General features: G+C 59.0%; 17 protein-coding genes. All 17 read left to right on the top strand.

Going from position 1 to position 10,384, the window contains the following annotated elements:
- Positions 1 to 283, top strand: a 283-nt coding sequence (locus Y694_RS24940) for a hypothetical protein (RefSeq protein ID WP_197028806.1), incomplete at its 5' end; no start/stop codon positions are given.
- Positions 284 to 1,132 carry a hypothetical protein gene (locus Y694_RS16630; RefSeq protein ID WP_036250606.1) on the top strand — a complete coding sequence of 283 codons (849 nt, stop codon included), beginning with the start codon at positions 284 to 286 and terminating at the stop codon, positions 1,130 to 1,132.
- A 146-nt stretch (positions 1,133 to 1,278) separates the two neighbouring features.
- Positions 1,279 to 1,446: a hypothetical protein gene (locus Y694_RS24420; protein ID WP_155935847.1), complete on the top strand. Its 168-nt coding sequence runs from the start codon at positions 1,279 to 1,281 to the stop codon at positions 1,444 to 1,446.
- 1 nt (position 1,447) lies between these two features.
- Positions 1,448 to 3,067, top strand: coding sequence for a hypothetical protein (locus tag Y694_RS16625; RefSeq protein WP_036234510.1), 1,620 nt, complete (start codon positions 1,448 to 1,450; stop codon positions 3,065 to 3,067).
- A gap of 25 nt (positions 3,068 to 3,092) precedes the next feature.
- Positions 3,093 to 3,629 (top strand): hypothetical protein, encoded by a 537-nt coding sequence (locus tag Y694_RS24415; protein ID WP_155935846.1) that lies wholly within the window; start codon positions 3,093 to 3,095, stop codon positions 3,627 to 3,629.
- Positions 3,589 to 4,272 (top strand): hypothetical protein, encoded by a 684-nt coding sequence (locus Y694_RS16620; RefSeq protein WP_036234507.1) that lies wholly within the window; start codon positions 3,589 to 3,591, stop codon positions 4,270 to 4,272. The genes Y694_RS24415 and Y694_RS16620 overlap by 41 nt, the downstream gene beginning before the upstream one ends.
- Before the next feature lie 379 nt (positions 4,273 to 4,651).
- Entirely contained in the window at positions 4,652 to 5,032 is a 381-nt protein-coding gene (locus Y694_RS16610) for a hypothetical protein (RefSeq protein WP_036234501.1), read from the top strand.
- The gene (locus tag Y694_RS16605; RefSeq protein WP_197028805.1) at positions 4,996 to 5,703 is read left to right on the top strand and encodes a hypothetical protein; all 708 of its coding nucleotides are present in this window, start codon (positions 4,996 to 4,998) and stop codon (positions 5,701 to 5,703) included. The genes Y694_RS16610 and Y694_RS16605 overlap by 37 nt, the downstream gene beginning before the upstream one ends.
- The gene (locus Y694_RS16600; RefSeq protein WP_152543584.1) at positions 5,704 to 6,273 is read left to right on the top strand and encodes a class I SAM-dependent methyltransferase; all 570 of its coding nucleotides are present in this window, start codon (positions 5,704 to 5,706) and stop codon (positions 6,271 to 6,273) included.
- On the top strand, positions 6,270 to 6,914 hold the full coding sequence (locus Y694_RS16595; protein ID WP_036234493.1) for a hypothetical protein: 645 nt from the start codon (positions 6,270 to 6,272) through the stop codon (positions 6,912 to 6,914). The genes Y694_RS16600 and Y694_RS16595 overlap by 4 nt, the downstream gene beginning before the upstream one ends.
- Positions 6,907 to 7,371, top strand: coding sequence for an HK97-gp10 family putative phage morphogenesis protein (locus Y694_RS16590; RefSeq protein WP_036234490.1), 465 nt, complete (start codon positions 6,907 to 6,909; stop codon positions 7,369 to 7,371). The genes Y694_RS16595 and Y694_RS16590 overlap by 8 nt, the downstream gene beginning before the upstream one ends.
- Entirely contained in the window at positions 7,371 to 7,748 is a 378-nt protein-coding gene (locus Y694_RS16585) for a DUF3168 domain-containing protein (RefSeq protein ID WP_036234488.1), read from the top strand. The genes Y694_RS16590 and Y694_RS16585 overlap by 1 nt, the downstream gene beginning before the upstream one ends.
- 4 nt (positions 7,749 to 7,752) lie before the next feature.
- On the top strand, positions 7,753 to 8,337 hold the full coding sequence (locus Y694_RS26090) for a hypothetical protein (RefSeq protein WP_152543599.1): 585 nt from the start codon (positions 7,753 to 7,755) through the stop codon (positions 8,335 to 8,337).
- A gap of 122 nt (positions 8,338 to 8,459) precedes the next feature.
- Complete coding sequence (locus Y694_RS16575) at positions 8,460 to 8,924, top strand: phage tail tube protein (protein ID WP_036234485.1); 465 nt, start codon at positions 8,460 to 8,462, stop codon at positions 8,922 to 8,924.
- Positions 8,921 to 9,241: a phage tail assembly chaperone family protein, TAC gene (locus Y694_RS16570; protein ID WP_036234483.1), complete on the top strand. Its 321-nt coding sequence runs from the start codon at positions 8,921 to 8,923 to the stop codon at positions 9,239 to 9,241. Before Y694_RS16575 ends, Y694_RS16570 begins: the two co-directional genes overlap by 4 nt.
- 77 nt (positions 9,242 to 9,318) lie before the next feature.
- A complete protein-coding gene (locus tag Y694_RS16565) occupies positions 9,319 to 9,540 on the top strand; it encodes a hypothetical protein (RefSeq protein ID WP_051495846.1) in 222 nt (73 codons plus the stop codon).
- On the top strand, positions 9,540 to 10,384 hold an 845-nt coding region (locus Y694_RS16560; protein WP_036234475.1), incomplete at its 3' end, for a hypothetical protein. The genes Y694_RS16565 and Y694_RS16560, both read left to right, overlap by 1 nt.

The following is a 10,384-nucleotide window of genomic DNA, read 5'->3' as shown; positions in this document are numbered from 1 at the left end:
CGGTCAGGTTGTCACCATCGGCGCTTCTCGTGATGCGCTGGCGACTGACAACGGCAAGACGCTGGTTTTCTCCGCTGCGTACACGTACACCATGGTTCCCGGGCTCCCCGAGGGCTTCAGCGTCGCGGTTCGCCCTCCTGCATCAGGAAACGCCTCGATCGCCAGAACCGCCCCTGTCACTCTGAACGGTGGCACTAGCACGCTGACTCGCGCGCAGGCAAGCAACATTCTGTTCGCCGTGGTCTACCTTGGCGCAGACACCTACGCCGTGACGGGTAGCTAAATGCGTCCGGCCATACTGGGGGCGATTGCTGGTGGCGGTAGCGCCGCTCTAGACACCGATGTTCAGTCGTGGCTGACCCGCGTTGCATCCGCCTCGGGCACGGTCTCTGCTGGCACTCAGGCGGCAGTCAACACGTTCGTTCTTGCTTGTAAGGCCGCGAGCATCTGGACGCTGTTCCGCAGGTTGAATCTGTGTGTTGGCGACTTCAATGCGTCCTTCGTTCCATTGGTCAACACCTCCGGCGGAACGACCGACACGAACATCAATCTGGTGTCGGGGGACTACTCCGAATCGCTGGGCTGGCAGACCGACGGGAGCACCAAGTGCATCAATACAGGCTACACGCCAACCGAGGCGACAGGCGGGCTCTCTGTCTATCTCAGGACCACGCAGACGAGCAACACAACGGCCCGCGTTCCTATCGGATCGCGTAACGCCGGGTCCACCCAGATATACCGCATCGGCGGGAACCTGAGCGACACCGGCGCCACCTCCGGGGGCGTCATCTCCCTATGGGGCGAAAACATCGTGAGCCCGGGTGACTGCCCACAAACGACGGGCGGCCTGACCGCGACGCTGTGGCACGGTGTCAGGACAGCATCCACCGCGGCGAGGCTCTTCAAGGCCGGTGTTTCCGTCGGAACAAGCACAGCCAGCAAGACACCATCGACCCCTGCCGCGGCGCTTTACGTGCTCGCGCAGAACGCAGCAGGCACGGCAGCGAGTTTCCTGGAAAACGGGAGTCGGTTGGCTGGATACGGAATAGACACTGGCATGGATCAAACGCAGGCCGCGGACTACTACACAGCTATGCAAGCATTCCAGACGGCAATGGGCCGCCAGGTATGAGGCCAGCGCTTCTAGGCGCGATTGCTGCTGGCGGTGGAGGGATACAAGCGGCTTGGTCGGCGCTGCGAATCACCGCTTCCCAGATCGTCAAGGGCTCGCCAGGGCGGCTTGACGGCATCAACTGCATCGCAGGCTCCAACATTACCTTGACGATCTACGACAACCCTTGGACGGCAAGTGGCTCGGTCCTCTACACGGGGACGCTTTCAGCGGGTCAGTCGGCGACGCTCTCGCCATCTCCTCTTCGCTGCATAGACGGCTTCTACGCCAGCTTCAGCGGCACGGCCACCTTCGACTTCCAGATCGGGGAATGACGTGCTGATCCAGACCGGAACATTCACCGCGGACGGAAACCGCCGCATCCTGAGCCTGCCGTTCGAGCCCATCGCCTTCTTCATCAAGGGCAACCACGCGGTTCAGTCGGCCATGCACATCGAGGGCCAGTGGTGCGGTCGATCGGTTGGGATTGCGAACCAGGACAGTTTCAATAACGGCATCAGGTTTCACGGATCTGATGTCTACCTCGGCACCGACACGAAGGTTTCTGCGAGCGGTGTAGCTTTCATCTGGTGCGCCATCGGCAAGGACACGAGCACCGATGTCGAGGCCGTCTCGTGGATGGGCAACGGTGCTAACGGCAACGTCATCACCCTGCAAAGCGGTTTGTCTGCGATCGCCGCGCTCATCAAACGAGATTCGACGCTGAGCGGCTTGATCCGGGCGACTGCTCTGGATTCTGTCCTCTTGGATGCAACAGCCAAGCCGACGGACCCGGTGACGACGCTCGGGGTTGGTTCTGCCACCCTGTCCAGTCAGACCTACGCTAACCAGTACGACTCTGCAAACGGTCTCGGGGAGGGTATCGATGGCTTGTTCTTCCTGACTGACGGGGCGAACGTCACGAACGTCTCTTGGACCGGGAACGGTTCTGGCGGCAGAACTATCGCCGTCACTGACGCAAAGTTCGCGATCATCTATCGCAGCGACGCGACCAACGGGAACCAAGCTCGAATCTGCACGCTGGACGCGACCTATCCAGTGGGGGCAACTGCTGCCGTTGCTGGCGATCCCGTGCTGTCGTCGAGCGCCATCACGCTCGGAACGACATTCGGCAACCTGAACACGATCACGTATCGAGCCTTGGTGTTCGGTGGCTCCGGTGGGACTCCTTACTCAGCACCGGCTGTCATCACCTCGGGCAAGAAGGCGATCTATCTGCCGGGCCGGGATGTCGCTAGCGTGATCGACTGCGGGACGTCTGACGACACGCTCAACATCTCGGGCGCCATGACGGTGGAGTGGTTCGGTATTCCGTACTACTCGGCTACGGCAAGCGACACGCCTTACATGCAACTGATCGGCCGGGGCGCAGGGCCGGCGGCGACCAACAATGCATATTCGTGGGGGACGTTTCTCAAGCATGAGGACGACTTCACCCTGCGCTGGCCTGGTCCTCAGTACATGGTTCTTCCGCTACCAAGGATCGACTCCGATCCGCCGCTAGCGAATGCCGCATGGCGAACCGGAGTCCTTGGGAAGTACGCCAAGGCCCAGCACGTCATCAGCACTTTTGACGGCACGAGCATCTGGCGCCTGTACGTCAACGGCAAGCTGGTCAAGCAGCGTAATATCGCGATCTCGATGACCTCTCAGTCAGGCCATCGGACCGGCATCGGGGCATGGCGAAACTCTGGTGCGTGGGCAGACCCTGGGCGCATGGCATTCATCTCCGCTCGGGTCTACTCCGCCGCGCTGAGCTTGTCGGATTGCGTGACTCGATTCGAGATCGCTGCCCTGGGTTCTGCGGCAACCGACATCACGTCGAACCTCGCAGAGCTGTGGGACTCCGCCTCGGCGACTGGTGTGACGCTGCCGGCGCAAGTGAACTCTGCCAATAACGGGACGATCTCAAACGGCCAGATCGTGCAGCTATGAGCCAACTGACAGCCGGAGAGGTTTAGTGGTGTGGGTTGTTCTGGCTACCGGTCCCAGTCTGAACCAGTCGATCGCCGATTCTGTCAGAGGGCACAACGTCGTCGCAGTCTCGGACGCCTACAGACTGGCTCCTTGGGCCGATGCTCTCGCAAGCACAGACTCTGCTTGGTGGAAACAGCATCCCGAGGCGCTGGCGTTCAGCGGTTTGAAGTTCGGTGCAATGCCTGACTTCAGGGCGATCCACGGGGTCGAGCGTCTGCACGTTGACACCGGTACGAACTCAGGGCTGTTAGGGATCATGGTGGCCGTGAAGCTTGGAGCGAGGCGAGTGCTGCTCTGCGGCTTCGATCTGAAAGACCCTGGGAATCACTTTTTCGGGAAGCACCCGAAGCCGCTGAAGTCGACCAAGCCTGAACGCATGGAAGCCTTCAAGCGGCAGTTCAAGAACTACCAGCCGAGAGGCGTGCAGATCATTAACTGCACGCCAGATTCAGCATTGGACGTGTATCCGAGGGCCGCGCTTGAAGATTGCTTGGCTGAATCTCCGGTACACGGTTCCTGAGAGGCAACAGGCTTTCATCGAAGGTCTGAGGCGGATCGGCTACGAAGTCGAGCGAGGGACGCCGAGTCGGTGCGAGCTGTTCGTGACGTGGAACAGGATAGGGACTGCTAACAGCGTCAAGGCCGACCGCATCTTGGTTGCCGAGAACGCGACGTGGGGCAACGACTTCCAAGGCGGTCGGTGGTATCAGATTCAAGAAGGCTTTCACAACGTCAAGTGCAGGCACGGCGATTCTGAAAGATGGGATAGGCTCGGCGTGGAGCTTGACCCGTGGAGAACCTTCGGCGAAACGGTGATCCTGCCTCAAAGGGGAATCGGACCTCCGGGTATCGCGATGCCAAGAGGCTGGGGGAATCACTTCCACGGCCGGATCAGGCAGCACCCAGGACGGCATCAGTCGGTCGATCTCAAGCAAGACCTGAAGGACTGCGGCCGGGTCATCACCTGGGGTAGTGGTGCGGCGGTCAAGGCTTTGATGTGGGGCATCCCCGTCGAGTCTCATATGCCTAACTGGATCGGCGAACAGGACAACACAGACCAAGGCCGGCTGGACATGCTCAGGCAACTAGCCTGGGCTCAGTGGAGCTTGGATGAAATCAGAAGCGGAGAGGCATTCGATTGGCTACTAAGGTCGTCTGCCTGACGAATCCTCGCCTCCAAAGATACAGGCGAATCGCTGATTCGATGTACGAAGGGATCAGGCGCCACGGAGACTCAGCGGTCATCGCTGATGTCAGAAGGACGGCCCCCAACGGCGATGTCGGGATCGTGTGGGGGTGGAAGTGCAGGGATGTACTCGCCAGGTTCCCGAAGTTCGCATACGCGGACATGGGCTATTGGAATCGAGGCGAGTACTACCGGTTCACAGTGGGCGGGTGGAGCCCGGACAGCTACGTCAAGCAAGGACACAAGTTCCTCCGCTTCAAAACCTAGGCATCAAGATCCAGCCTTGGAAAGACGGTGACGAGATCGTTATCGCCGGGTCTAGTCGGAAAGCCTGCAGGGATCACGGCTTCGATTACATGCAGTGGGAAACCGAGATGGCCCGCCGGCTCAGCGGTCACAAGGTCGCATACCGACCGAAGCCGCGAGATCTAGAGGCCAGACCGATCTCAGGAACGCGGTTTGACTGCGGCCCGATCGAAGACACATTGAGTACGGCCAAGGTCATCGTTACGCACCACTCGAATACAGCCATTGATGCTCTCGTGGCTGGTGTTCCGGTGTACTGCGAGACGGGGGCCGCAGCGGCATTCAGCATCAAGTTGGGCGAGATCAAAAACCCTCCAAGACTTGAAGGCAGGGAACAGTTTCTTGCTGACGTTGCGTGGCTTCAGTGGACGCACAAAGAAATGGAGTCCGGCGAGTGCTGGGCCTACCTGAAGGAACAGATGTGCTTGTAGTCACGACCTACGCCCAGCGGCATTGGGATGTGTACGCGAAGCGGTGCGTTGAGACGTTCGAACAGTTTTGGGATACGCCGCTGGCCGCCTACACCGATGAGCTACTAGAGGATGAGTCGTCATGGCTCTCTGACTTCAAGGCTCGCCACGCACACAGGCCGACAGACAACTATCGCTTTGATGCTGTGCGGTTCGCTCACAAAGTGGCCGCGATCGAGTTGGCCTACGAGCTTGCCGATGACATCCTGATATGGATGGACGCCGACTGTGTGACTCACGCGCCCGTGACAAAAGAGTGGCTCAGATCTCTGATCGGCGATGCGGACTTTGCCTACCTGAAGCGGGAAGGCAAGTACCCGGAGTGCGGATTCATGATGTTCCGTAAAGGTGCCTGCGATCGGTTCAACGCAGAGATCGTTGATCTCTACAAGACGGACAAGCTCTTCGATCTGGCCGAGTGGCACGACTCATGGGCGATCGAGGAAGTCAGGAAGACCGCGGGCCTGAAGTGTGTATCCCTATCTGGTGATGCCGAGAGGACGGGCCACCCGCTTGTCAACGGCCCCTTGGGTGAAAAGCTAGATCACCTGAAGGGCAAGAGGAAGGACCGAGGTAAGTCACTTCCTTCGGACATGAAGATCAAACGGGCTGAAGCCTACTGGAGTCGCTGAGTGGCAAAACGATACGAGCAGATGATTGATCTTGTCTCCAAGGTCAAGCCGAAGATCATAGTAGAGATCGGGGTGCACAAAGCTCTTCGCGCCTACAAGCTCTGCAAGGAAGCGCTCAGGTATCAAGCCTCAGTTCACTACATTGGCTGCGACATCTTCGGTCTGGGTGATGAGCAGTTTCAACAGGACGCATTGAACGGGAAAGGTCCGCCGAGCGAGAGCCAGGCGAGGGCAAGACTCTCAAGCATCAAGAGCCGCTTCACCTTTGACTTGATCGTCGGCGACACCACGAAGACGCTAGCAGGAACCAAACTACCGTGCGACTTCGCATTCATCGATGGTGACCACCGGGTGGATGCGATCCGCAGCGACTACGAAGCCGTCAAGGAAGCGAAGTGCGTCGTGTTCGATGACTACTACGTGGAAGATAAGGGCATCCCCGATCTGACGAAGTACGGCGCCAATCAGCTTGTCGACGAACTCGCCAAGACGATGAAGGTTCAGATCCTCCCGATCGGAGATCGCTGCAAGCACGGCGGCATGTCCAAGCTCGCGGTCGTCTGGAAATGAAACTGTTCTGTGGTTACGACCGTCGAGAGTCCATCGGATTTCACACGTTCGTCCACTCGGTCATCAAGCGCGCATCGATCCCCGTGGAGTTCATCCCGGTCTCAGGTTTGGGTGGCTCCAACGCCTTCACTCTGTCTCGCTTCCTCGTCCCGTACCTCTCTGGTTTCACGGGTCGAGCGATCTTCATGGACGCATCGGACATGCTGATGCTGGCCGACGTGAAGGAACTTGCTGACTGCTTCGATCCGGCCTGCGCGGTCCAAGTCGTCAAGCACCCTGACTATCAAAGCCAGCACGAACGCAAGTACATCGGCACGCAGATGGAGTGCGACCAGACCAACTACCGCCGGAAGAACTGGACGAGCGTGATGCTGATGAACTGCGACCACCCGGCGTGGATGGGAGTCGTTCCCGAAGTCGTCAAGGCCGCTACTCCGATTCACTGGCTCACGCTGTCAAACCTGAAGGATCACGAGATCGGCGAACTAGATCCTTCTTGGAACGTCCTGATCGACGAGGGCCAAGACGACACGAGCGCGAAGGTGCTTCACTGGACCGCAGGAATACCTCGCTTCAAGCACTACCAGAACGCGCGCCGCTCGAAAGACTGGTTTCGCGAGATGGAGGAAATGAATGGCTGACGTGAAACTCAACGGCGTTGACGCTCTCGTTGCCAAGCTCGATGCGCTGAAGTACGAAACCCGCTACAAGGCTGGCCGCTTCGCTTTGAGGAAGGCTGCCCAGGTCATCAGGAACAGAGCCCGGGAAGCCGCGGCTGCTTTGGATGACGCCGAGACGGGCCGGAAGATCGCCGACAACATCACCGAGAAGTGGAACAACCGCCTCTTCAAGAGAACTGGTGACCTTGCTTTCCGCGTTGGTGTTCAGGGCGGGGCCAAGGTCACCGTCAAGGGCAACCCAGATGAGGGCGCGAAGTCCCCAACGCCGCACTGGCGGCTGCTGGAGTTCGGCACCGAGAACATGGCTGCTCGTCCGTTCATGCGTCCTGCTGGCGAGCAATCCGCTCAAGCCGCGACAGACGAGTTCATCCGCCAGTACGGCAAGGCGATCGATCGCGCCATCAAGAAGGGTCGTTGATGTATCCGCCTGTCTTCCCTGCCGTCGCCGCATCGACGGCGGTCAAGGCATTGCTCGGCTCCAACCCCGTCCGCTTCTATCAGTTCGGTCTCGCTCCGCAGAACGTCCAGAAGCCCTATGCGGTCTGGCAACGAGTCTTTGGAGCCCCCGAGAACTACTTGGGCAGCACGCCCGACATCGACACGTTCTCGATCCAGATCGATGTGTACGCATCGCCCGACTCCTCGGGCGCAAACACCGCTCGCAATGTGGCTCAGGCGATCCGTGACGCGATCGAGCCGCACTGCCACATCACATCCTGGCTCGGGGAGTCCGTAGACCCCGACACGATGTCACATCGCTTCTCTTTCCAATCTGATTGGATTACGGCAAGATAGGAACATGCCGTACACGTACAGAGAGATTGCTGACGGAGCGCTTCGCTGCAATACTTGCCTTGAGTACAAACCTTGTGATAGTTTTTACAAGGACTCAAAGGCCAAGGGCGGCTTAGGTTATCGCTGCAAGGTATGCGTTAACGCAAGAGCCAAGAGATGGTCCGAAGAGAATCGTGAGCTGCGAAGGAGCGTTGCCAAGCAGTTTCATCTTCGTAATCCTGAGAAGGCTGCAGCCTATAGCTCTTCTCACTGGCGACGCAACAAAGACAATCCGGAGTTCAGGCTCAAGGCATGGATGAGGACTGTATTGAGAAGGTGCATTGTTCGAAAGGACGATGCCAGAACCAACGAAGTCTTCGGTTATTCTGTGCATGACTTGATATCTCATATTGAGCGGCAATTCTTGCCCGGCATGAGCTGGAGGAATTTCGGCGAATGGCACATTGATCACATTGTTCCGCTGTCTGCGTTTCAGATTGAAGGCGAACACGACCCTAAGTTGAAAACTGCATGGGGCCTTCCTAACCTCAGGCCGTTATGGGCCGCAGACAACTTGAGGAAGAACGCTAAGCGCATTTATCTGATCTAAGAGACCCATTGCTCAATCAAGGCCCGCCGCGTGCGGGCTTTTTTATTGCCCGTCGATAAGCCGGGAGCTTTCGCAACCAAGCCGCCTACAGGGCGGCTTTTTCGTTTCTGAAGGGAAACATCATGGCCGTTAAGACCCAGGGCAGTGAACTGTTCTTCATCGACCCAGCGACCGATCTCGTCACCGAAGTCGGTTGCGTTACCACCATCAGCGGCCTGACGGCTGCGCGTGACCAGATCGAGACAACCTGTCTCAGTGACGACGCGCGGACCTACGAAAGCGGCCTCGCCACTCCCGGGGCGGCCACCTTCGGCATCAACTTCGATCCCTCCGACGCTTCGCACGTCCGGCTCCATGAGCTGTACGTCGCCGGCACGAAGTTCGAATGGGCGCTTGGATGGTCCGACGGTACGGCTAGCCCGACGGTCGACACCAACGCGACCTTCAACACGCCCGCGACTCGATCGTTCATCGTGTTCAACGGCTACATCTCCGACCTGCCGTTCGACTTCGCGCTGAACACGGTGGTGTCCTCGACTGTCTCGATCCAGCTCAGTGGCTTCCCGGTCCTGGTGCCGAAGGCATGAAGCTCGCCGAGCTGAAGGCCAAGGGTGGGTTCGTCCCGTCTGAGCTGGTCGCCAAGGATGTGACTTGGAAGCGGGGTGACGAGGAACTGGCCTTCACGATCTACGTGAAGCGCCAGAGCTTCGGTGCCATGGAGAAGCTCTTCTCCGGCGACAGCGATCAAAGCAAGTCCGCCAAGTTCATCTCCGAATGCATCTTCCTTGGTGAGAACGGCAAGGAGCGGATCAGCTACGAGGACGCCTACCAACTTGACCCGGGGCTGGCTGCTGTGTTTGCGCAGGCGGTCAACGAGGTCAACGGGGCCAAGCCAAAAAACTGACGGCCGCCGATGAGCTGTGGCACGAGCTTGTGCTGCACGGAGTCGGCGGCAGGACGGTTGAAGAGGCCAAGGACCGCATGTCCTACCAAGAAGCCATGGCATGGGCTGAGTACATCCGCCGACGTGGCTCGTTGAACTGGGGCATGCGACTGGAGAGCGGTTTCGCCTTGCTTGCGACGCAGATCAATCGAGCGCTCGGCGGCAAGGCTGAGTTTGAGGACTTCATGATGCACAAGGACGTGGTAGAGGCCGACATCTCTGATGTCGCGAAGCTGCTCGGCGTTCGGGGGGTCAAGTAATGGCAGCGCGCAGCCTCGGCACCCTTACCTTGGATTTGGTTGCCCGCATTGGTGGCTACACAGCCGGCCTAGATAAAGCTGAGCGCGAGGCCAAGAAGCGTGCCCAGGCTATCGAGAGGGCGTTCGACGGCGCCGCCAACATCGCCACCGCCGCGCTTGCTTCGATCGGCGCTGCCGGCGTCGCTGCGTTTGCTGTTCTGAACCAGCAGATCGGCAATGTCGCAAACTTCAAGGATCTTGAAGAAACCACCGGGGCTAGTGCCGAAAGCCTGGCGTCCCTATCGGTCGCTGCCGCTGTTGCCGGGACTTCCGTCGACGAGATCGCGAACGCCAGCCTCAAGCTAACCAAGAGCCTGACTGGCGTTGACGATGAGTCCAAGGCGGCCGGCGCTGCTCTGGTTGCCCTTGGTCTGTCGATCGAAGAGTTCAAAGCGCTCGATCCAGTCGAGCGAATCGACGCCCTGACGAAGGCGTTTGCCAAGTTTGAGGACGGCTCGGAAAAGAGTGCTGTCGCGATGGCGCTGTTCGGCAAGACTGGAGCAGAGCAGCTCAAGGTCTTCAAGGCGCTTGAGGAGCAGGGCGGCCGGACAACTGTTCTGACTCAGCAGCAGATCGACCAGGCCGACGCTTACGCCGACGCCCAAGCGAAGCTCAAGGCTGAGTTTGAGCAGTTTGCCCAGGTCCAATCTGCGCAGTTGATCCCTGTGCTCGTTCAGGTGCAAGAAGCCTTTGAGGCGATCTTCAAGAACGAGACAGCGGTAGAAGTCATCACGACCGTTCTTGGCGCGGCGGTCAAGGCTGCGATTGTCATTTTCCAGACGCTCGCGATCGTCGTCTCCGATGT

Source organism: Methylibium sp. T29-B, from assembly GCF_000576225.1.
GTDB classification, from domain to species: domain Bacteria; phylum Pseudomonadota; class Gammaproteobacteria; order Burkholderiales; family Burkholderiaceae_C; genus Methylibium; species Methylibium petroleiphilum.
Note: the sequence above shows the minus strand (reverse complement) of the source record. Positions and strands in the feature narration are given on the sequence as shown.